Source organism: Streptococcus pseudopneumoniae (assembly GCF_001074565.1).
Taxonomy (GTDB): domain Bacteria; phylum Bacillota; class Bacilli; order Lactobacillales; family Streptococcaceae; genus Streptococcus; species Streptococcus pseudopneumoniae_J.
In genome coordinates, this window is the sequence record NZ_JUQX01000037.1 from 1 (window position 1) to 23,395 (window position 23,395).

Genomic DNA, 23,395 nt, shown 5'->3' on the forward strand with positions numbered 1-23,395 from the left:
CAGTTCATCGTAAGTGTAGGAAACTGTGCTACCATCTGGGTAAATCATCTTCGAGATATTGCCATAGGCATCATACTCGTACTGGATCAGGCTACCATCTCCCTGACGAACACCAGTAATCTCGCCCTCTTCATTAGTCGCGTACTGACTAGTTCCTGTCAGGTCACTCATTGACACCCGACGACCGTCCGCATCATAGGTGTAGAGGACTTGACCCTCTTGCTTTTCAGAGTACTCCACCTTGAGCAGTTGATCCAGCTTGTTGTAGTCGTAGCTGATGGTTTTCCCATCGGACTTGGTTACTTTTTCGAGCTGGTTATTGACATTGTAGGTATAGGTCTCCTTGTCTCCGAGGCTGGTCATACGTTCCACTAGATTGGACAGCTGGTCGTAGCTGTAGCTTGTGACCTTGCCATTTCCATTCGTGACCGAAGTGACATTGCCCACACTGTCGTAGGTATAGCTAGAGGTAGAAGCCTTTTCTCCACTTCCTTGTGTCGCTGTAAGCAACTGATCCTTTAGGTCATAGGTGTAGGTCTTGACACGCTTGCTTCCGGATGTGACACTAGTGAGGTTGCCATTGGCATCATAGGTCATGCTTGCGACGCCACCAGCCTCATCTGTGATCTTCGTGAGATGGTTATCGTGGTCATAGCCATACTTAGTCCACTGGTCTGCCGTATCACTTTCTGAGGTGAGGCGATTGAGGCTATCATAGGTTCGTTTGGTTACCTGACCGAGGGGATTCGTCTCCTCAAGGAGATTGCCATTCGGGTCATAGGTATAGGTCGTTTCGCGTTTGTCATTGATGGTGCGTTTGGTCACCTGACCTACTGGGTCATAGCTTGACTCCACTGTTCGACCAGTTGGCGTTTTGACCGTTTTTAGTTGATCAAGGGTCGTATAGTCAAAGGTGGTTGTAGCACCGGATGGCTTAGTCAGTTTGGCTAGATTCCCCGCTTCATCGTAGCTATACTTGGTTTCAAGGTCAAGGGCGTTCTTAGCCGTTAAGAGACGGCCAACCTTGTCATAGCTATAGTGATTGCTTCGATCAGATTGGTCTGTCTCCTGTACCAAGTTCCCAGACACATCATAGCTATAGGTTTTCGATAGTCCCTGTGGACCTGTTTGCTTGGTGAGACGTCCCAAGGCATCATAGGCGTAGGTGTAAGCCGCCTCATTTGGTAAGGTGCGTTTGGTCACACGACCATAAAGGTCATTGACATAGTTGGTGCTATGACCGTTGGCATCGGTTTCTTTTGCCAAGCTACCTGTAGCGTCATAGGCATACTGAGTCTCTCCACCTGTTGGACGTTTCTTGCTGCTGACACGGTTCATACTGTCATAGCTATAGGTCGTTGTATGTCCTTCGCCACTTGTTTCGCTCAAGCGATTGCCCAAAGCATCATAGCTGAAACTTTGCTTGCTTCCTGTAGGAGCTACTGTTTCGATGATTCGTCCTAATGGGTCGTACTTAAAGGCTGTCGCATGACCATTTGGATCCGTATAGAGTACCAATTTCTTATTGGCATCATAACCATAGCTACTTGAATGGCCATTGGCATCGATCATTTTAGATAGGTTGCCAAGGACATCATATTCGTAAGTAGAGGTATTGCCATCGGCATCCGACTCTGTCACCACTCTGTTGAGAGCATCGTAGCTATACTTGGTTTCACGTTTCAGATGATCGACAGTCTTGAGCAGATTGCCATTTTGATCATAGTGATAGGTCTTGGTCTTACCTTCTTGGTCAGTTGAACTTGCGACATTGCCCATGACATCATAGGTGAATGTTTCACTGGTCTTATCTGCGTAGACCACCTTAGTCAGTTGATTGTCACTATTATAGCTGTATTGGGTAACCTCACCCAAGCTGTTTGTTAAAGTGAGGCGATTTCCTGCCTTATCGTAGGTGTAGGTCTCATTGAGATCCTGATTGTCTTTTTTGTTCACTACACGGTTGGCGGCATCGTAGCTATACTCCGTCACCAAGCCACTAGAATGCGTCTGCTTGATGAGACGATCAAGGGCATCGTATTCTTGCTTTACAGTAGTTCCGTCTGGAAGAGTCACTTCCTCCAGTTGAGCCGTTGAGGTATAGGTCATCTTAGTGACATTGCCATTGGCATCGGTGACCTGAATCGGATAGCCCAGTTCATTATAGGTGTACTGAGTCTTGCCACCCAAGGCATCTGTCAACTCTGTTAACTGTTCCATCTGGTTGTAGGCCATCGTAGTTTTATTGCCTAAACCATCTGTAATACTGGAAACTTGATTTTGACCTGTATAAGTCGTACTAGCAGTATAGCCTGCCGCATCTGTTAAGCTATTTTGATTGCCATTGGCATCATAGGTCATACTAGTACGGTGCCCCAAGGCATTGGTCGTTGCGATCAGGCGCCCTGCCTTGCTGTATTCATAAGTTGTTTCTTTTCCAAGGGCATCTGTCATGGACAGGATATTCCCCATCGCGTCCAACACATAGGAAACACTGCTACCATCTGGGTAGGTAACACCTGTCACATTTCCCGCTGCATCATAGGTATAGCTAGTAGTCTTTTTCCCTTTGGTTTCACTGAGTTTATTACCAACACTGTCATAAGTGTAGGATACTGTTTGGCCTGCTTCATCGGTGTAGGATAGCACACGACCCATGATATCATAAGTAGTTTCTGCTTTTGTGCCGATTGGGTAAGATACTGACGTTAACTTATCTGCAGCGTCATAAGTGTTTTGAGTAACTTGCCCCAGAGCATCTGTGATGGTTTTAACGGCATTGTTTCTATCATCATAAGTCAAGCTACTGCTATTGCCTGCTTCATTGGTTCGAGTAACAATGCGACCCAGTGTATCTCGAGTAACGGTAGTCGTTTGACCTGAAGCATTGGTTTCTGTTAGGAAACGACCCTTGCTATCATAGGTATAGCTTGTGGTGCGACCTTCTGCATCGGTAACGGAAAGCTGATTCCCAACACCATCATAAGTGTAGCTATAGTTCCCTCCTTCTCCATTCGAAGCACCGATTTTACGACCGAAACTATCATAGGTGAAGGTAGTCGTATTACCATTTCCTTCTGTCACAGCTGTCACTTGACCTGCCTTGTCAAAAGTATGACTCGTCCCAATACCATCAGCATCTTTTTCGCTCAGCTTGCGACCTTCTGCATCATAGGTAAAGGTCTTTGCCCCACCGAGAGGATTCGTAATGCTAGTGACTTGATTGTGTGCATTGTAGGTAAAGGTTGATACACCTCCCAAAGGATTGGTAATGCTTACTAGATTCGCACCTTGATAGGCAAAGGAAGTTGTGTGACCAGCCGCATCTGTCGTAGATAAGATACGCCCTTGCTGATCGACAGTATAGGCAATCTTAGACCCATCTGGCAATGTCGTCTGAATTAGATTTCCATTTGCATCATAACTATGGGCTGTTGATGCACCACTAAAGTCAGTAAGAGACAGAAGATGGTTCTTCTCATCATAGCTAGAAGTTTTTACTGCACCGTCAAAACGCGTTTCTGTCAAGGTATTACCATTGCTGTCATAGGTGTAGCGAGTCGTTTGACCTGCTTCATTCGTCACACTTGACAGACGGTTGTTGTCATCATACGTTTTTGAGATACTAGTTCCATCGGCATAGCGAATGCCCGTTGTACGATATTGCTCATCGTAAGTATATACGGTTTGATTGCCATTTCCATCAGTAGTGATAGTCTGACCTTCACTATAAGAGAGAGTTGAAACAGCACCTGCACCATCTGTTTGCTTGGTAACACGATTTTCCTCATCGTACTCGTTTTGGATAACCTTGGTGCCATTTCCATCGTACCAGGCTGTCATACGTCCCTTATCGTCATATTCATAACGAGTAGGAACTCCCGTCGCATCCGTATAGGTAATCAAATGACCATTCGTGTCGTATTCATAGGTCAAAGTTGAACCATTTGGGATTTGAATCGCACCTATATAGCCCTCTGAATTATAGGTGATACTATAAATCAAGCCTGTAGGGGATGTAATCTTGGTTAGCTGGTAATTTTCATTATAATCAAAGCTTGTTTTGTTACCTTTTTCATCCGTCTGACTCGTTAAGAGGCCGTGATAGTTAAAGATTTTCTCTTGATGATTGTGATCAACAATTCGGTATTCCTTAACATCATAGTCCTCTTTTTCGTCTCCGCCAAAGTCACCTTTCTTCGTTTCAACTGTTTTTACTTCGAGAGTGAGGTCATAACCGCTTGGAGCACGATAGTTATCACCATCCTTCGTAAACTTAAGAATCGAACCATCTGTACGAGTATAGTAAAGATTTTGGTCTTCATCGCTCGATAACTGCTCATTAAAGGCAAATGACCAACCACGACCAAAGAGACTATTGATGCCTGCTGCTTTAGAGTTATAGGCGCGAGTAATTTCAAACTTCCCGTCAACATCTGTGATAGAAACATCTGTTCGATCTAGGTAGAAATTCCCCGTGTTTAGATTGATAGGTTCAAATCCAAACTCACAGTGAAGACCTCGACCCATTAAAAGCCTGTCTATTTCTGCCTTTGTATTAGATGTTAATGCTGGTGGATTATAAGGTTTATCAGCATTCTTTCTTGGATTGCGAATAAAAAGGGTATTATTTTTTACAACCATCATATCTTGGATACGATTATCGTAAGCAAGTTGATTCAGTGGTACTCCATAGTAAGCCGCAATCTTTGGAAGGGTATCAAACTGAGTAACTTTGTAAATCAAGAAAGTATCACTTGATTTTTTACCACTGGTCTGACCATCTTTTTTACTCTCTGCGTCAATCGTATAAACCTTGTTTAGTTCAGGTTCTGTGAAAGGCACCTGAGTCTGCCAGTTTGAGAGCTTGTCTTTATATTTAGTTGTTCCTTTTTCAAAGGCTGCATCAAAGGAACTACTATCAGGGTATTTGTAAGAAAAACTTGCAGAACTTTGCCCCTTGTAGTCTTTAGCAGTGTCACTAAGGTTATAATCAACCTGAGCACCTGGTGTTGTCAGACCATCCGCAAAGACTCCCTGAAATTGCAGTTTCCCTTTCTTATCTGTCTTCACCATGGTCCGAAGATTGATGGTAGTGTTCCCGATTGGATAATTGACATCAACCGGATCTGGAACAGACCAATTAATCGTCAAACTCGGAGCCTTATCTGGGGTAAACCCAATCTGTCCTGCATTATCTGCAGTAGCTTCAGTTGTATAGAAGGCACCACCATCTGAACCTTCGTCGGTTGCAGCTACAACTAGACCATAGTTTGGTTCCAAACCTTGAACCCATGCATTTACAGTCTCGCGGATATCAAAGTTATGCATCCCAATCTTTTTACCACTGGTCGCATTCTTTCCTGCGATTTCCATATCAAGCCCCACAGAAGTATCCCATGTAAGGGTATTGATATCAAAATCTTGCTTCAAGCGATATGCTGCAAACTGGGTTGATTGAGAATCTGGAGCCGTATATTCATAGATATTTAGACTTGCACTATCGATACGTGCTTCCTTAGGGATACTCTTTTGAAAATCGTAGTTAATCTTAAAGTACATTCTCGCGCGACCGATATCACGAACACCTGGAATACCAGCCATCCCCATCATCTCAGCTGTCATATACCCAACATATCCATAGGCATATCCTTGGTACTGCCCATGTACAGATGAAGTCACAACATCAAGGATTTTTTCTCTTGGAACCGTTACAGTCGGGTCGATCCGAACAGGATACTTACGGTCTGAAGCAGACAGCCACTCTTTACTAGCTGTGACGGTAACTTCATGTCGCCCATTCCCTTTTTTCAAGCCAAGGGTTATGACATTACTAGTAGCACCGGCACTATCCACCATCATTGGGGCAGTTAGTACAAAGAGGAGCTTCGTTTTGCCCTTTTCACGAACAAGGATTTGATTGTCTTTCAAAGAAACATCATACTTAGATGCATCTAAACCATAAGTAAAAGAGTTCTTCCCACCCCACTCTGCTAAGATAATCTCTTCTTTGACCCCATTAGATTGTACCGTATATTGCACATCTGTTTTGCCATCAACGTTATTGTATAAGATGGCATTCTTTTCGACAGTTGCCTGATCATACGTTTTATCAAGCGGATACAGGGAAATTTTGTCATCCTTGTGTGTAATATCAATAGGGGTTTCTTCTTTGACTTCGCTCGGAAGAACTACGCCTACTGGAGATTCTTTAGGTAGATAATAGTGTTTCCCATTGGCATGATAAGAATAGAGAGATAAGTCAACAGGAACTTCTACCCCTTCTTGATCAATATAGGTTTTAATATCACTTCCAATATGCGTCCCAAAGTGAGTTTCATCCACTCGAAACAGTTGTTCTTGCCCACTAACCGCTACTGGTTCTCCATATTGTTTCTTTAGTTCTGCCTCTGCCTTACTCTCTTCGTTGACCACCTTTGGTTGTTGTAGGGCATCTCCACCATCTTTTGCTGGTTTTGAGGCGTCAGCACTCGTCGAATGTTCCGTATTCGCATTCTCAGAACCTACAGTCTGGCTACTCGCCTCTGTAACAGCTTTTTTATAAGCGGCCTCCGCCTGACCTTGTTTGATTGCATGGCTTATTTCTTCTGCATAAATAAGCGGGGTATTAGAAATAAATAAACTCAGCAATAATAACCACTGTATGGTCTTACGAAGTCTTTTCATCATCATTCTCCTTTGTAAGATAAATAAAATAATAAAGTGTAAAAATTAAAATAAGAGCATCACCGATGGATAAAACGAAAGAACCTAGTATTGGGAACCAAACAGCGATAGCTAAACAAAAGGCAACAAGAAGCATGGATACCAGAACAGGTAGTCGCAATTGATCTACCCTACTTTTAATTGGTAAAGCTTTGTAAATACTAACCAGACTATAGGATAAGATTACTTTAAGAAAAGTTTGTATAATGCTAGTAAAAGCCCAGATCGCAATCTTGACATGATCATACTCCAAACTCGTATTATCGTATAAAATTTGACCCAAGCCTCCGATGAGGATGCCACATAAAATCGCACTAAACAAGTAAATCAGAATAGTGTGATTTAAACGTTTATCTGATCGATACTGCCTATAAAACCAGATTGTTATTGGAAAAATAAGAACTGTTCCTATCATTAAAAATAGTAGGCTGAGTAAGGTCAGAATGAGTGATAAACCTTCCTCGACTACCACAGGGGAAATCGCACCTGTAAATAGAAGGCGTTGCCCCACTCCTAAAAACAGTAAACCAGTAGCTAGTCTCCAAAACCTTGAGAGTCTTAATATTTTCATTATTTACTTGTCCTTTCTTTAACACTTTTTAAACGAGCAGTAACCACAAATCGTTGATCATTTCCAGCAACATCACAGGTTGACAAGATTAAAAATCAATCTTTTTGAGGGTCAGTAACTATCTGGCGATAGAATCCCCCATAGTCTGACGTTCTTATCTGTAATGTATCTAAATAATATCGGAGACCTTCTCGACTTCCTAATTTAAATGTATGAAAAAGATGATCATCTGTATAAGAATGGGCTGCCAGCACCTCATATTCAAAATGTTGAGTCAACGTGTCAATTTTGATGCTCTCATGCTTGTTAAAAAAAGCTGGTTTCGCAAAATAATCTAAAGACCCGAACATAGAATCATCTAGCATAGCATGACCATAAATAATAGTGACAGGATCTTCAAATGTTTTTTTGTTAACCAGCTCTGTGAATATGGCTCCATAATAGGTCTCTTCACCATCTATATCGTGAGATAGGTAATAGGTATCATCCCTTGAATGTTGAGCGACTGGATAGTCAATTCGAGTCCCTTCGACTGTTAGCCAAGCAAAGACATCTGGATTCTGATGAAACCTCGTCTCTATTGCATTTTGAGAATGCTTCTCTACAGCTTTCTGTTCGAATCCATCCAAGATCTTTAGACCTAAAAATAAAACTGCAACCATTGCAATTAATGATAAACTAAACCTTAAAATTTTCATGTAATCGCTCCCATACTATCGTTATATCAGACCCCTATAACCCTTGTAAATACATTGTCCCTTTAAATTATACTTTTATTAAAATATTTTGATAATCATATACATGTATACCGCTTCTTTACCTGTTTGATTGCTACTTTTTAACAGAAAAGAGGAGCCCTCTCCAAATGAGAGTGGGTTCCTCTTTTAATGACTGTTTGAGCTGACTCTAATTTTTTCCTAAACTCTCTTGTGATAGAAGACTCCTTGAACCTGTAAAGCTCCAATTCTTACATTTTCTATAGAAAAATCGAGTTCTAAAATCGTTTTTAATTGAGAAGAATCCCTAGATATTTCATGATCTAGATAGTCACAATGTGCGATTCCTTCCCCTTATTTCGCTACATATTTATATGATTCCATGAAATCTTTCGAAATGATATATTTCATAAATATAAATGTAATCCCAATGGCTGTTGGAGAAATTGCCTTTCGTAATCTTAAAAAATAATGGTGTGAATTTGGTGTGAAAGGTGGTGTGAATTTTGCTAAAAATCATCAAAAAAACACCCCATGGTGTGAACCATGAAGTGTTTCGAAACGTTGATATAATCGTATTGATTAACGTTTTGAGAATTGTGATGCTTTACGAGCTTTCTTAAGACCTGGCTTCTTACGCTCAACTTTACGTGAGTCACGTGTAAGAAGTCCTGCGCGTTTCAATGAATCGCGGAAGTCTGGGTCTACTTGAAGAAGGGCACGAGCGATACCGTGACGGATAGCTCCTGATTGACCAGCGTATCCACCACCTACAACGTTAACGAAAACGTCGTATGAACCTACAGTTGAAGTAACTGCGAATGGTTGGTTGATAACGAGACGAAGGTCAGCGTGTGGGATGTACTCTTCAACATCTTTTTTGTTAACAGTGATTTTACCAGTTCCTGGAACAAGGCGAACGCGTGCAACAGCGTTTTTACGACGTCCAGTACCTGCATATTGTGCTTGTGACATACTTTATTGTTCCTTTCCTTAGATAAGTCCTGAAATATCAAGAACTTCTGGTTGTTGTGCAGCGTGAGTGTGCTCAGCTCCAACGAATACTTTCAATTTCATACCTTGAGCACGGCCAAGAGTATTGTGTGGAAGCATACCTTTAACTGATTTTTCAATCAAACGTACTGCATTTTTAGAACGAAGTTCACCTGCAGAGATTTGTTTCAATCCACCTGGGTGGTTTGAGTGAGTGTAGTAGATCTTATCAGTTGCTTTTTTACCAGTCAATTTAACTTTTTCAGCATTGATAACGATTACGAAGTCACCTGTATCAGTGTGTGGTGTGAATGTTGGTTTGTTTTTTCCGCGAAGTACTCTAGCAACAACTGCTGAAAGGCGTCCAAGAGGTACATCAGTTGCGTCAACAACGTACCATTTGCGTTCTACTTGGCCTGGTTTAGCCATGAATGTAGTTTTGTTCATGATTTCTCCTATATGAATATCGTTTTTGTTTACAGGGCGGATGTTCCGGTCCGCGGGGTATTTGAAAGGTTCCGGGGCCTTACAAATGGGGTAAACAATACCGTCTACTATCATACCAAATTTTACTACTAAAAGTCAATAGATATGAAAAATAATTTTCCCGGTTTGACCTTTAAAATATCACAAAAACCTCGTAAAAACGAGGTTTCTATTGCTATTTGTAAGCTAAGGCACGTTTGAAGCTTTTCCATAGACCTAAGTCATCTGTCTGAAGGACTAGGCTGGCATACATGCGTCCGATAAAGGCTGTTGCAGTCACTGCAAAAACGACTGTAATCCCTAGTGAAATCCAAGCTTCTAAATCACTTGCATAACCATTGATGGCTCTAAATGGCATAAAGAAGGTTGAAATAAAGGGAATATAAGACCCAATTTTCAAAACCAAATTGTCTCCTGCAGCACCTAGAGAAGTCACACCGACAAATCCTGCGATAATCAAGATCATCAATGGCGACAAGGCCTTTCCTGAATCCTCAGGGCGAGAAACCATAGAGCCTAGAAAGGCTGCTAAAACAACGTACATAAAGAGGCTAACCAAGACAAACAATAAGGTATTGAGCGAGAAGGCCTCTCCTATATGGTTTAAAATACCAGATTGTGCCAAGATTGGTAGGTCTTTAAAGAGCAGAATGGCAGCCAGTCCACCCACGACGTAAATGCCAATATGAGTCAAAATCACAAGAAGTAGAGCCAGCATACGAGCGTAGAAATAATGACTTGCTCGGATACTAGAGAAGACCACCTCCATGATTTTGGTTCCTTTCTCGCTAGCTACTTCCTGAGCAGTGACACTAGCATAGGTAATCAAAATCATATAAAGGAAGAAACCAAGCCCTGCGGCCGCAATGGTTTGGACCATCTTTTTGTTTTCCTTAGATTCGTCAATCTTCTCAGTAAAGTCAACAGTTTGAGCCAGGCGTTTTTCCTGCTCTTGGGACAAATTAGCCGCCGAGCGATTGAGTTGGTATTGCAGTTCGTTGAGCTTATTGGTTACTGCTAGCTTGATGCCTGTTTCAAGTGAAGTTTCACCATGGTAAACGGCTTTGATGACACTATCCTCTTGATCAATGGATAGGTAACCCTTGATTTTTTCATCCTTGATAGCAGCTTGGGCACTAGCTTCATCCTTATAATCAAAGTTGATACCATTGGTACCCTTGAGCCCTTCTTCCACAGATGGTACAGTTGTTACTACTGCTATCTTGCTATTCTTGGCCATAGAAGACCCTTGGAGAAAGCCGATTCCTACAGATAAGGCTAAAAAGAGGAACGGCGAAATCACCATAAAGAAGAAACTCCATGACTTAACATGTCGAAGATAGGTTTCCTTCATTACAACCCACATATTTCTCATACTTCCACCCCTGATTCTAGTTTAAAGATTTCATCGATTGTTGGAGCTTGTTGGTCAAAGGTCGCGATGTATTGACCTTGAGTGAGGATTGGGAAGAGTTCCCTTCCAGCGCTCTCATCATCTAGGATCAATTTCCAACTGCCTTGCTTGGTCAAGCTCACCTGTTTGACATGAGGAAGATTTTCCAATTCTTCCTTGCTTCGTTCACTTGAAACAAAGAGACGCGTTTTCCCGTATTGATTGCGAACTTCTTGGACCGGTCCATGCAAGACTACACGCCCATCTCGAATCATGAGAATATCATCGCAAAGCTCCTCGACATTGGTCATGACATGGTCTGAAAAGATAATGGTCGCACCACGCTCTTTTTCTTTTAAGATGACCTGCTTGAGCAGTTCAGTATTGACTGGATCCAGTCCACTAAAAGGCTCATCCAGGATAATCAAGTCTGGTTCATGGATTAGAGTAATAATCAGTTGGATTTTCTGCTGATTCCCTTTTGAGAGACTCTTGATTTTGTCGGTCAACTTGCCCTTCACTTCCAATTTTTCCATCCATTGAGGGAGTTTTTCCTTGACCTCCTTGGCATCCATGCCTTTCAGAGTCGCCAAGTAGCGAACTTGTTCAAGGACTGTCAGCTTGGGCATGAGGCTGCGTTCCTCAGGCAGATAGCCAATCCGAGCATAGGTTTCCTGACGAATCTCCTGCCCATCCAGACTGATCTCTCCTTGATACTCTAAAAATTTCAACATACTGTGGAAAATCGTTGTTTTCCCAGCACCATTTTTTCCGACCAGCCCTAGAATTCGTCCTGGACTTGCCTGAAAATCGACACCAAACAAGACTTGCTTGGAACCGAAACTTTTCTCTAGATTTCTTACTTCTAGCATCTTCCACCTCCGAAATATGTTGCACTTATTATACTCCTTTTTGACAGCCTTTACAATAATTCGTATCCATTTTTATCGAGATTTTTATAGTAAAAACCTGCCAAATTTAAGGTTTTTTAAGCGCTCCAGTGATAGCTTTAGTTTAACCCATTAAAGACTATCCAGGAGGATTTTTTCCTCAACTGTCGCTTTTTATTCCTGAATGGGCATTTTAAGAATTTAAAAACCCACCCCGAAGGATGGATTGAAAATTTAACGCACTTCTGCATGGACTTTTTCTTCGAGAGAAGTTTGGATTTTTTCCATGTAACGTGCGACTTCTTCGTCCGTTAAGCTATCTTCTGGATTTTGGAAGGTTAGGCTATAAGCCATTGACTTCATACCAACTCCCAGTTTCTCACCTGAGAAGACGTCAAAGAGTTTGATATCTGTCAATCGTTTCACGCCGGCAGCTTGGATTGCATCTACAACTTCTTGATGGCTAATTTCTGCCTTGAGAAGAAGGGCAATATCACGGCTAACTGCTGGGAATTTCGTGATTTCCACAAATGGAGTAGCCGGTTGGAGGGCAGCTTCGATGGCTGAAAGGTTAAGTTCAGCTACATAAGTTTCTGGGATATCGTAAGCCTTGGCAGTGACTGGATGCACTTGGCCAAGGAAACCAAGAACTTGGTCACCGAGTGAGATTACGGCTGTACGTCCCGGGTGAAGACTAGCGATTTCAGCTGTTGCTGTGTAGGTCACTTGGAGTCCCAAACGAGCAAAGAGGGCTTCAAGGATTCCCTTAGCATAGAAGAAATCAACTGGAACTGCTGTTGTTTGGAAGTCTTTTTCTGCAACCAAGCCTGTCAAAGCAAGGGCAAAGCTGTTGATCTCGTTTGGTAGGTCTTCTTTGGGATTGCCTGTTTGTTCAAAAACTTTTCCAATCTCGTAAAGAGCCAAGTTTTTGTTCTTACGAGCTACGTTGTAGGCTACCGTATCCAAAATACCTGAGATCATATTTTGGCGGAGAACTGAACGTTCCACAGTCATTGACCACATGAGTTCTGTAAGGTTAGTTGGTTGAGCTGTAAACTCAACTGCTTTTTCAGGAGTAGTCAAAGCGTAGGTGATGATTTCTGTCAAACCCGCTCCTTCAGCGATGGTACGAACTTGGCGACGAAGCTTTTGTGTAACTGTTAATTCACCGGCTGTCCCATCATCTTTTGGAAGACTGGTTGGCAAGCGGTCATAACCATAGATACGAGCAATTTCTTCAAAGAGGTCTGCCTCGATAGTGATATCCCAACGACGACGTGGAACGCTAACTGTGAAGGCTTCTGCATTTCCAGAAAGACCAAAGCCAAGACGACGGAAGACATCTTCTATATCAGCATAGGAAAGTTCTGTACCAAGGACACGGTTAACGTCAGCAAGAGTAGAAGAAACTTCTACGTCTGATGTGTCAAGTTCCCCAGCTGAAACGATGCCCTTACGCACCGTCGCACCTGCAAGTTCCGCAATCATACTTGCTGCTGCATCAAGGGCTTCATTGACTGTTGCCACATTGATGCCTTTTTCAAAGCGAGAAGATGACTCAGAACGAAGATTCAAGCGACCGCTAGTCTTACGGATAGATTTGCCATTGAAAACAGCAGCTTCAAGGACGACACGACTAGAATTTTCAGAGATTTCTGTTGCTTGACCGCCCATGACACCTGCAAGAGCTACTGGTTTGTCAGCCACAGTGATGACTAAGTCATTTGTTTCCAAGTCACGTTCTTCACCGTCCAAGGTCACCAATTTTTCACCAGCACGCGCTTCACGCACACGGATGTCAGTCCCTTCAAAGGTATCCAAGTCAAAGGCATGCATCGGTTGACCAAAGTAGAGCAGGATGTAGTTGGTTACGTCTACTACGTTATTGATGGGACGGATACCTTCGTTCATAAGAAGGTTTTGCAACCATTGTGGACTTGGTGCGATGGTCACATTGTCCAAGATACGAGCTGCATAGTAAGGAGCCTTGTCTGTGTCAATATTGACAGAAAGAGCATCTGCTGCTACTTCGTTTGTTTCTGTTAGAGTAAATTCTTTAAAGTTAACTGCCTTGTCATAGATGGCTGCCACTTCGTGAGCAACCCCACGCATAGAAAGGGCATCCGCACGGTTTGGTGTGATAGAAAGTTCGATGATTTCATCATCCAAGTCTAGGTAAGAAAAGACTTCCTCACCTGGAACAGCATCTTCTGGCAAGATTTGGATGCCATCTGCGAATTCCTTTGGTACAACGGAGTCAGAAATGCCCAACTCACCCAGTGAACAAATCATTCCGAGAGACTCAAGACCACGAATTTTTCCTTTTTTAATCTTGTAGTTGTCAGCGATGCGAGCTCCTGGAAGAGCCACCATGACCTTGATACCAGCACGCACATTTGGGGCACCACAGACGATTTGACGGGCTTCTTCTTCGCCAACGTTAACCTGACAAACATGGAGGTGAGTTTCTGGCACATCTTCGCAAGACAAGACCTCACCGACGACAATTTTTGAGAGACCGGCAGCTGGTGATTCAACACCCTCTACCTCTATCCCTGTGGTTGACATTTTTTCAGCCAACTCTTGTGATGGCACATCAATGTCCACCAACTCTTTTAACCATTTATAAGATACTAACATAATTCTGATTCTAAGATCCCACCAAATAAGATCTTTTCAATTCCTTTCTTTTTCTTCGAGTCAGTCATTTCTATTTCTAAACTATGTAAAAACGAGAGCGACTGTATAGGACTGTGTTTCAGGTTTCAATCTTATTTAAACTGTTCTGAGAAGCGGACATCCCCTTGGTAGAATCCACGGATATCGTTGATTCCGTAACGGAGCATTGCTACACGCTCTTGACCAAGACCAAAGGCAAAACCAGAGTAAACCGTTGCATCAATACCACTCATCTCAAGGACACGTGGGTGAACCATACCGGCACCCATGATTTCGATCCAACCTGTTTTCTTACATACGTTACAGCCGTCTCCGCCACACTTGAAGCAGGAAACATCCACCTCAACAGATGGCTCTGTGAATGGGAAGTAAGATGGACGCAGACGGATCTGACGCTCTTCCCCAAACATTTTTTGAACGATCAGTTGAAGCGTTCCTTGAAGATCCGCCATAGAAATGTTTTTCCCAACAACCAAGCCTTCGATTTGGTGGAATTGGTGACTGTGGGTCGCATCGTCTGTATCACGACGGAAAACACGCCCTGGTGAGATCATTTTCAAAGGACCTTTTGAAAAATCATGAGCATCCATAGCACGCGCCTGAACTGGAGACGTGTGGGTACGGAGTAAGATTTCTTCTGTGATATAGAAAGTGTCCTGCATATCACGGGCTGGGTGGTCTTTTGGAAGGTTCATCCGCTCAAAGTTGTAGTAGTCTTTTTCAACTTCAAAACCATCCACGACTTGGTAACCCATACCGATGAAAATATCTTCGATTTCCTCACTGGTTTGTGTGAGAACGTGACGGTGACCAGTCGCAACTGGACGACCTGGAAGGGTTACATCGATACTCTCACTGGCAAGTTGTGCTTCAACTTTCTTTTCTTCCAAGAGCTTTGCCGTTTCTTCGAAGGCAGCTGTCAAGACATCACGAGCTTCATTGACGTGTTTTCCGATGATTGGACGCATCTCAGCAGAGACATCCTTCATCCCTTTAAGAATTTCGGTAAGCGAACCTTTTTTACCTAGGACAGAGACACGCAAGTCTTGCATCTCCTTTTCATTTTCAGCAGTAATCTGCTTCAAGCTAGCCAGCGTTTCTTCGCGAAGCGCTTTTAATTGTTCTTCAATAGTTGACATAATTCCTCCATCAGTCTCTCATAAGATAAAAAGAAAACCACATGCAAAAACTCCACTCGGAGCGTTGACACGCGGTACCATCCGTTTTCATCTGACAAGTCAGACCTTCATTTCTAAATCCATGCGCAAGTGAATTCACCCAGCTTTCATATAGAGAGCTTGCAGTCACGGCTCTCCTCCCTGATATACTTCCCTTGAGTTACTAGTCTTGCGGATTCCTATTCAATTACTACTTAGTTTATCAGATTTTTACCATTCTTGCAAGACCTATCTCACTTCTGTTTACCTTTAAATCGCCATTGGAATCGAAGCTTGTCATAGAAGGGAAATTCGATAAACAAGACTCCCAAGCCCACACAGAGACTGGCAAGGACGTCTGATGGATAGTGAACTCCCAGATAGACCCTTGACACCAGTACACTTACTAGGTAGAGACCTAGCACGATTTGCACGATTTTTCTCCAGACTGAATCTTTCATTCGTTGGCTGAGGATGACAATCAGAGTGCCTACCATCAAGGTTACAGCCAGAGAATGCCCGCTTGGGAAGGAAAATCCCTTCTCCTCTACCAAGTGTAAGATAGCTGGTCGTGGGCGCTGGTAAATATTTTTAAAGGTCACAATCAAAAGACCGGCTAAGGCTAGATTGCCCGCCATGAAGTAGCTTTCTATCTTCCACTGCTTACGATAAAAGATCAAGGTTGCGATGGCAACCCAGGTGATAATCACTGGGATATCAATCAAATGCGTAAGGGCACGGAACAAATCTGTCAAATAATCTGGCAAGTCCCCACGAAGAGCAGTCTGAATCGGTTGATCAAAACCGACCAGCATTTCGGGGTAAAACTTGACCATATAGCCAAGAAGGACGAAAAGTAAAAGGGCAAAACTGCCCTTCATTAAAAATGTTTGTTTATCTCTCATAATGTTTTAAGGTTGGTTTCAAGAGGACGTATAACAACCAGAATGAAACGGCAAAGATGATACCTTCAATCAAGTTAAAAGGTAATACCATAGTCATTAGGTAGTTGGAAAGTCCCATAATTTTTCCAATATCAAAGTTGGCAAACTTCGCGTACAAAGGAACAGCATAGACATAGTTGAGAACCAACATAGCGGCAGTCAAGCCGACAGTTCCCGCTAGAGATGCTAGTAGGAAACGAAGGGTGCTGCGTTCCTTTTTCCAAATCAAACCAAAAGCGATAACAAAAACTCCCAAGGCTACGATATTCATTGGCAAGCCAATGTAAGTATTCACTCCCTGGCTATTGAGAAGCAACTTCAAGAGTGATCGCAGCAAGAGAATCCCGAGAGCAGCAGGCAAGTCCATGACCACCAAGCCCACAAGGACTGGCAAGATACTAAACTCGATCTTGAGGAAGGTCGCCGCTGGTAAGAGCGGAAAGTCAAAGTACATCAGCACAAATGAAATGGCTGATAAAATCGCAATGGTCGAAAGTCGACGTGTGTTTGTCATAACAGGTTCCTCCAATTTTCTATAAAATCAGAAGAAGTTGGAAAGGATCCCTCTATCTATTCTCACTTTTTATATCCCAAAAGTTCCCCCTCACTCTTTTGAGCAAGCGGTTGCAATTTATCTATAAACTCATCCGAACAGACAAAGCTATTCTTTCGTCTTCTCCCATCCAGACTATACTGTCGGTTGTGGAATCGCACCACATCAGCTTGCGCTCGCGGACTTCTTTAAGGGAAGGAAATAGATGTTTTTCTTTTAGACTAGGCGACAAGCTGTAGGCATAACTTACAGTTAGGCAAAACTTGTCAACAAAGTTTTAAAGGAAAAATTTTTCCTAATGATACTCAATGAAAATCAAAGAACAAACTAGGAAGCTAGCCGCAGGCTGTACTTGAGTACGGAAAGGCGAAGCTGACGTGGTTTGAATTGGATTTTCGAAGAGTATTAAAGTCACCGCCGGTCGGGAATTACACCCAGCCCTGAAGACCCTTTAATCATAACAAAAAACGCTTGCAAGTGCAAGCATTTTGTTTATTTCAATTTATCCGCTTCATAGGTGTGAACGAGTTCTAAACCAGCAAAATGTTGTTGACGAAGGGCTTCATAGACAATCATACAGACGGTATTAGACACATTGAGGCTACGAACATGCTCATCATTCATAGGAATACGGAGAGCTTTCTCTGGATGTTCACGCATAAAGTCCTCTGGCAATCCCTTATCCTCACGTCCGAAGAGAAAATACTGGTCTTCGTCAGTCGATAAATCCACCTCAGAATACACTTTCTCAGCAAATTTCGAAATCAGATAGACTTGTCCTTTCATCTGAGACATAAAGTCTGCCAAGTTATCATAAAAATGAATCTCTAACTTATCCCAATAATCCAAACCTGCTCGCTTCATCTTCCGGTCATCAATGGGGAAACCCATCGGTTTGATGATGTGGAGGGGAGAATTGGTCGCGGCGCAAGTACGCGCAATATTGCCAGTATTTTGTGGAATCTGAGGTTCAAATAAAACAATGTGATTTGTCATAATTGGCTTCCTTTTATCATTGCAAAAAAATAGCCACACTGCCCGGAGTCAAGCTCAGCAAACAGCGTGGTTAAGGCGTCGTTAACTTACCTCACAACAGGTTTGAAGTAAATCAGCGAAACTACTTTCTTAGTATAACACTTTCAGAACCAATGTCAATAGAAACGACTTGAATTTTTTACTTTTTTTAATGATATTTTCATACTCGGACATTCACTTTCAGAATAGCCTTATTAAGAGAGTGAAATCACTTCATCCGAGAGACATTTTTATAGAAGATAAGCATATTTATCTTCAAAAACGTGAAAAAGTTCTTTCTTCCCGCAAAAATCGGCTTGGCAAGTGCATTTTTTGTTAAAAAAGGGTATGATAGTTACATCATGAAAAAGTAGGTTTTTATATGAAAATTGTCCTTGTTGGTGGAGGGAAAGTTGGTTTTGCCCTCTGTCGTTCACTAGTTGCGGAAAACCATGATGTTGTCCTCATCGAGCAAAATGAAGCTGTACTGAACCATATTGTCAGTCGCTTTGACATTATGGGCCTCCTTGGAAATGGTGCCGACTTTACTATCTTAGAGCAAGCCGGTGTTCAAGAGTGTGATATCTTTATCGCACTAACCGAACACGATGAAGTGAACATGATTTCAGCAGTTCTTGCCAAAAAAATGGGCGCTAAAGAAACCATCGTTCGGGTTCGAAATCCAGAGTACTCCAACTCCTATTTTAAGGAAAAAAACATTCTTGGATTTTCTCTCATTGTCAATCCTGAGCTTCTAGCTGCCCGTGCTATTGGGAATATTGTCGACTTCCCAAGTGCCCTTTCAGTCGAACGTTTCGCTGGAGGTCGAGTTAGCTTGATGGAGTTTGTTGTCAAAGATGCTAGCGGTCTTTGCCAAATGCCCATTTCAGAATTTCGGAAAAAATTTGATGTGATTGTGTGTGCTTTGGAGCGCAATCATGAGTTGATCATTCCAGGTGGTGAAATGACCCTTCAAGATAAGGATCGCATCTTTGTTACAGGAAATCGGGTCGATATGATGCGCCTGCACAATCATTTTAAAGCTCGGACTGTTAAGAGCTTTCTGATTATCGGAGCAGGAAAAATTGCCTACTATCTCGTCGGTATCTTGAAAGACAGCCGAATTGACACCAAGGTTATCGAAATCAATCCTGAAAGAGCCCGTTTCTTTAGTGAAAAATTCCCAAATCTCTATATCGTTCAGGGAGATGGGACAGCCAAAGATATCTTACTAGAAGAAAGTGCTCCTCACTACGATGCGGTCGCAACCTTAACTGGGGTGGACGAAGAAAACATTATCACCTCCATGTTCCTTGACCGTGTTGGCGTCCAGAAAAACATCACCAAAGTCAACCGGACCAGTCTCCTAGAAATTATCCATGCACCTGATTTTTCAAGTATCATCACCCCAAAAATCATCGCAGTGGATACCATTATGCACTTTATCCGAGGTCGTGTTAATGCCCAATACTCAGACCTTCAAGCCATGCACCATCTTGCAAACGGCCAGATTGAAACCCTACAATTCCATATCAAGGAAGCTAATAAAATGACTGCCAAGCCTCTTTCTCATCTGAAATTGAAGAAGGGTATTCTCATCGCAGCCATTATTCGGAAAGGAAAAACAATCTTCCCGACCGGAGAGGATACGCTGGAGGTCGGAGACCAATTACTGGTAACCACCCTGCTACCAAACATCACCAAAATTTATGATTTGATTGAGAGGTAAAAAATGAATAAAAGTATGATTCGTTACCTCCTCTCAAAACTTCTCTTGATTGAGGCTGTTCTTCTCCTAGTCCCTGTTAGTGTAGCGATCTATTACCAAGAATCCAGTCAAGTATTTATCGCTCTCTTTTCTACGATTGGAATTTTAGTCCTTCTTGGTGGTCTAGGTGTTTTACGGAAACCTAAAAATCAACGGATTTACGCCAAGGAGGGAGTCTTAATCGTTGCCCTCTGTTGGATTCTCTGGTCTTTCTTTGGTGGCTTACCCTTTGTCTTTTCAGGACAAATTCCCAGCATCATCGATGCATTTTTCGAGATTAGCTCTGGTTTTACAACGACTGGTGCTACTATCCTAACAGATGTTTCCGTTCTCACTCGTTCCCTCCTCTTCTGGAGAAGTTTCACCCACTTGATCGGAGGGATGGGAGTACTCGTCTTTGCACTTGCCATTATGGACAATGCCAAGAATAGCCACTTGGAGGTGATGAAGGCTGAGGTCCCTGGACCTGTCTTTGGTAAGGTCGTATCCAAGCTAAAAAACACTGCTCAGATCCTCTATCTGCTTTATCTGGCTCTCTTCTCCCTTTTTGTGGTTATCTACTACCTAGCAGGCATGCCTCTCTATGATAGTTTTGTCATCGCTATGGGAACAGCTGGTACAGGAGGATTCACCGTCTACAACGATGGAATTGCCCACTATGGTAGCTCACTCATCACCTATCTAGTTAGTATCGGAGTTCTGGTTTTTGGGGTTAACTTTAATCTCTACTACTACCTCATGCTCCGTCGGGTCAAGGCCTTCTTTGGAGATGAAGAACTGCGGGCTTATGTGATTATTGTCCTAGTGTCTACAGGCTTGATTACCCTCAACACCCTCCACCTTTACCAAGGTGTCTCTAAGAGTTTTGAGATGGCTCTCTTCCAAGTATCCAATATCATCACGACAACAGGTTTTGGTTACGGAGATATTACCAACTGGCCCCTCTTCTCCCAATTTATCCTCCTCTTCCTCATGGGAATCGGTGGCTCAGCTGGCTCAACTGCTGGTGGGCTCAAAGTGATCAGAGGACTCATTCTCTCAAAAATCGCAAAAAATCAGATTTTGTCTATCCTATCCCCTCACCGTGTCTTGACTCTGCATGTCAATAAAACAGTGATTGATAAGGATACCCAGCACAAGATTCTTAAGTATTTTGTGATCTATGCTATGATTTTATTGTCGCTCATCTTCATCATCAGCCTAGACAGCAATGATTTTCTAGTCGTGACCAGTGCGGTCTTCAGCTGTTTTAACAATATCGGACCAATTCTAGGTACAACATCTAGCTTTGCCATCTTCAGTCCCATCTCTAAAATCCTGCTCTCTTTTGCAATGATTGCAGGTCGCTTAGAGATTTACCCGATTTTGCTACTCTTTATGAAACGTACCTGGTCTAAACGCTAATTACAGTACAATCCCCCTTTTACAAGCAAGTAAAAGGGGATTTTTTCTATTAAAAATGAGAAGACCTTTTGGTCCTCTCCGAATCTAATTATTTTTTAAGAGCTTTCTTGTAACGAGCAAGTTCTGCTTGATTGGCCCAAACATAGTGACCTGGACGGATTTCCACCATAGATGGCTTGTCTGTCTCATAGTCATGTTGGTCAGGATCGTAAACTTTCAAGACTTTCTTGCGTTCCAAGATTGGATCTGGAATCGGTACCGCAGATAGAAGCGCCTGAGTATATGGGTGGACAGGATTGTTAAACAACTCCTTTGTCTCCGCCACTTCGACGATAACTCCCTTATAGATAACCGCGATACGATCTGAGATAAAGCGAACAACTGACAAGTCATGCGCGATAAAGAGATAAGTCAAGCCCAACTCTTTTTGGAACTTCTTGAGCAAGTTCAAAACTTGCGCACGAACAGATACGTCCAAGGCAGAGATTGGCTCATCCGCAATAACGAAATCAGGCTCCATCACAAGGGCACGGGCAATCCCGATACGCTGACGTTGACCACCAGAAAACTCGTGTGGATAACGGGTCAAGTGTTCTTTCAAAAGTCCAACTTCATGAATCATCTTTTGAACTTTTTCTTTTCGATCTTCTTCGTCTTTGAACAAGTGGTAGTTGTAAAGACCTTCAGAGATGATATAGTCAACTGTCGCACGCTCATTCAAGCTGGCTGCAGGGTCCTGGAAAATCATCTGGATACGACGAATCAAGTCTGAGGATTCCTTATGAGATTTTTTCCCATTAATTTTCTGGCCATCAAAGATAATCTCTCCTTTACTGGTATTATTTAAACCAATAATGGCACGACCAATCGTTGTTTTCCCACTACCAGACTCACCTACAAGAGAGAAAGTTTCTCCCTTGTTGATAAAGAAGTTGGCGTTTTTAACCGCGACAAACTTCTTACTTCCTTCACCGAAGGAAATTTCTAAATCTTTAATTTCTACTAATTTTTCAGACATTTCCTTCCTCCTAGTCTTCTAGATGAGCAAAGCCCATTTTATCACGAATCTTGTCATGCAAATCTGCAATAACCCCAGGTTTTTCAACTTTAGGAGCATTCTCATGGAGCAACCAAGTCTTAGCCCAGTGAGTATCAGTGACTGAAAACTGAGGTGCTTTCTGTTCAAAGTCAATTTGCATCGCATAATCTGAACGAAGGGCAAAGGCATCACCTTTCAACTCAGAATAAAGAGACGGTGGTGTTCCTGGGATAGAGTACAATTCCCCTTTATCATCAGCAAGCTGTGGCAAGCTAGACAAGAGACTCCAAGTATATGGATGACGTGGATCATAGAAGACTTCCTCAACAGTTCCGTATTCTACAATTTCACCAGCATACATAACTGCTACCTTATCCGCAATACTTGCTACCACACCAAGGTCATGGGTGATAAAGATAATGGTAAAGTGGTACTCATTTTGCAAGGTTTTAAGCAAATCAATGATTTGCGCTTGAATGGTTACATCAAGAGCCGTTGTTGGCTCGTCACAGATCAAGATATCTGGACGACAGGCAAGGGCAATCGCAATAACGATACGTTGGCGCATCCCTCCAGAATATTGGAAAGGATACTCTTCAAAACGTTTTTCAGCATCTGGAATTCCGACCTTGTTCATATAGTCGATTGCCATCTCTTTGGCTTCCTTAGCTGTTTTCCCTTGGTGTTTAACGATAACTTCAGTGATTTGGCTACCGATTGTATTAATTGGGTCCAAACTTGTCATGGGGTCTTGGAAGATGGTCGCAATTTTAGCACCACGAATCTTCTCCCATTCCTTGTTAGAAGTAAGAGCTGTCAAGTCTTGTCCACGATAGTCGATACTTCCTTGGGCAATACGTCCATTGTCTTCTAACATCCCTGTAAAGGTTTTTGTTAATACAGATTTACCAGAACCTGATTCACCTACCAGGGCAAGAACTTCCCCTTCAATCAGGTCCAAAGAAACTCCTCGGATAGCTGTCAGAACTTTGTCACGAACGTCAAATTCCACGACAATATCGCGAGCAGTCAAAATTACATCTTTTCCTTTTATCATGTCTA

16 protein-coding genes are annotated in these 23,395 nt (G+C 42.6%); 2 read left to right on the plus strand and 14 right to left on the minus strand.

What is annotated here, in order from left to right; all coding sequences use genetic code 11:
* The 12 genes from ADI74_RS05895 to ADI74_RS05950 all read right to left on the minus strand — a co-directional run.
* The coding region (locus ADI74_RS05895; protein ID WP_049537713.1) for a DNRLRE domain-containing protein at positions 1 to 6,687 on the minus strand (6,687 nt) is incomplete at its 3' end.
* Positions 6,671 to 7,297 carry a hypothetical protein gene (locus tag ADI74_RS05900; protein WP_080980364.1) on the minus strand — a complete coding sequence of 209 codons (627 nt, stop codon included), beginning with the start codon at positions 7,295 to 7,297 and terminating at the stop codon, positions 6,671 to 6,673. The genes ADI74_RS05895 and ADI74_RS05900, both read right to left, overlap by 17 nt.
* Positions 7,298 to 7,392: 95 nt before the next feature.
* On the minus strand, positions 7,393 to 7,995 hold the full coding sequence (locus ADI74_RS05905) for a class B sortase (RefSeq protein ID WP_239682811.1): 603 nt from the start codon (positions 7,993 to 7,995) through the stop codon (positions 7,393 to 7,395).
* Between the two features lie 600 nt (positions 7,996 to 8,595).
* Entirely contained in the window at positions 8,596 to 8,988 is a 393-nt protein-coding gene (gene rpsI / locus ADI74_RS05910; RefSeq protein ID WP_000075973.1) for a 30S ribosomal protein S9, read from the minus strand.
* A gap of 18 nt (positions 8,989 to 9,006) precedes the next feature.
* On the minus strand, positions 9,007 to 9,453 hold the full coding sequence (gene rplM, locus ADI74_RS05915) for a 50S ribosomal protein L13 (protein WP_049537716.1): 447 nt from the start codon (positions 9,451 to 9,453) through the stop codon (positions 9,007 to 9,009).
* A gap of 214 nt (positions 9,454 to 9,667) precedes the next feature.
* Positions 9,668 to 10,867: an ABC transporter permease gene (locus tag ADI74_RS05920; protein ID WP_049537718.1), complete on the minus strand. Its 1,200-nt coding sequence runs from the start codon at positions 10,865 to 10,867 to the stop codon at positions 9,668 to 9,670.
* A complete protein-coding gene (locus ADI74_RS05925) occupies positions 10,864 to 11,757 on the minus strand; it encodes an ABC transporter ATP-binding protein (RefSeq protein ID WP_049537719.1) in 894 nt (297 codons plus the stop codon). The genes ADI74_RS05920 and ADI74_RS05925 overlap by 4 nt, the downstream gene beginning before the upstream one ends.
* 252 nt (positions 11,758 to 12,009) lie before the next feature.
* Complete coding sequence (pheT, locus tag ADI74_RS05930) at positions 12,010 to 14,415, minus strand: phenylalanine--tRNA ligase subunit beta (protein ID WP_049537721.1); 2,406 nt, start codon at positions 14,413 to 14,415, stop codon at positions 12,010 to 12,012.
* A 131-nt stretch (positions 14,416 to 14,546) separates the two neighbouring features.
* Positions 14,547 to 15,593 carry a phenylalanine--tRNA ligase subunit alpha gene (gene pheS, locus ADI74_RS05935; protein ID WP_049537723.1) on the minus strand — a complete coding sequence of 349 codons (1,047 nt, stop codon included), beginning with the start codon at positions 15,591 to 15,593 and terminating at the stop codon, positions 14,547 to 14,549.
* Between the two features lie 272 nt (positions 15,594 to 15,865).
* Positions 15,866 to 16,516: a phosphatase PAP2 family protein gene (locus ADI74_RS05940; RefSeq protein WP_049537724.1), complete on the minus strand. Its 651-nt coding sequence runs from the start codon at positions 16,514 to 16,516 to the stop codon at positions 15,866 to 15,868.
* Complete coding sequence (locus ADI74_RS05945) at positions 16,506 to 17,069, minus strand: ECF transporter S component (RefSeq protein WP_049537726.1); 564 nt, start codon at positions 17,067 to 17,069, stop codon at positions 16,506 to 16,508. The genes ADI74_RS05940 and ADI74_RS05945 overlap by 11 nt, the downstream gene beginning before the upstream one ends.
* A 531-nt stretch (positions 17,070 to 17,600) precedes the next feature.
* Entirely contained in the window at positions 17,601 to 18,104 is a 504-nt protein-coding gene (locus ADI74_RS05950) for a tRNA (cytidine(34)-2'-O)-methyltransferase (RefSeq protein WP_049537728.1), read from the minus strand.
* A 400-nt stretch (positions 18,105 to 18,504) separates the two neighbouring features.
* On the opposite strand from ADI74_RS05950, the gene trkA reads away from it, so the two are divergent.
* Both trkA and ADI74_RS05960 read left to right on the plus strand, forming a co-directional pair.
* Positions 18,505 to 19,851, plus strand: coding sequence for a Trk system potassium transporter TrkA (gene trkA / locus ADI74_RS05955; RefSeq protein ID WP_000706819.1), 1,347 nt, complete (start codon positions 18,505 to 18,507; stop codon positions 19,849 to 19,851).
* 3 nt (positions 19,852 to 19,854) lie between these two features.
* Entirely contained in the window at positions 19,855 to 21,294 is a 1,440-nt protein-coding gene (locus ADI74_RS05960) for a TrkH family potassium uptake protein (RefSeq protein ID WP_049537730.1), read from the plus strand.
* An 88-nt stretch (positions 21,295 to 21,382) separates the two neighbouring features.
* Here ADI74_RS05960 and ADI74_RS05965 read toward each other — a convergent pair whose 3' ends face one another.
* Together ADI74_RS05965 and ADI74_RS05970 are read right to left on the minus strand one after the other, a co-directional pair.
* On the minus strand, positions 21,383 to 22,312 hold the full coding sequence (locus ADI74_RS05965) for an ATP-binding cassette domain-containing protein (protein ID WP_049537731.1): 930 nt from the start codon (positions 22,310 to 22,312) through the stop codon (positions 21,383 to 21,385).
* A 10-nt stretch (positions 22,313 to 22,322) separates the two neighbouring features.
* Positions 22,323 to 23,390 carry an ABC transporter ATP-binding protein gene (locus ADI74_RS05970; protein ID WP_049537733.1) on the minus strand — a complete coding sequence of 356 codons (1,068 nt, stop codon included), beginning with the start codon at positions 23,388 to 23,390 and terminating at the stop codon, positions 22,323 to 22,325.
* Positions 23,391 to 23,395 lie beyond the last annotated feature (5 nt).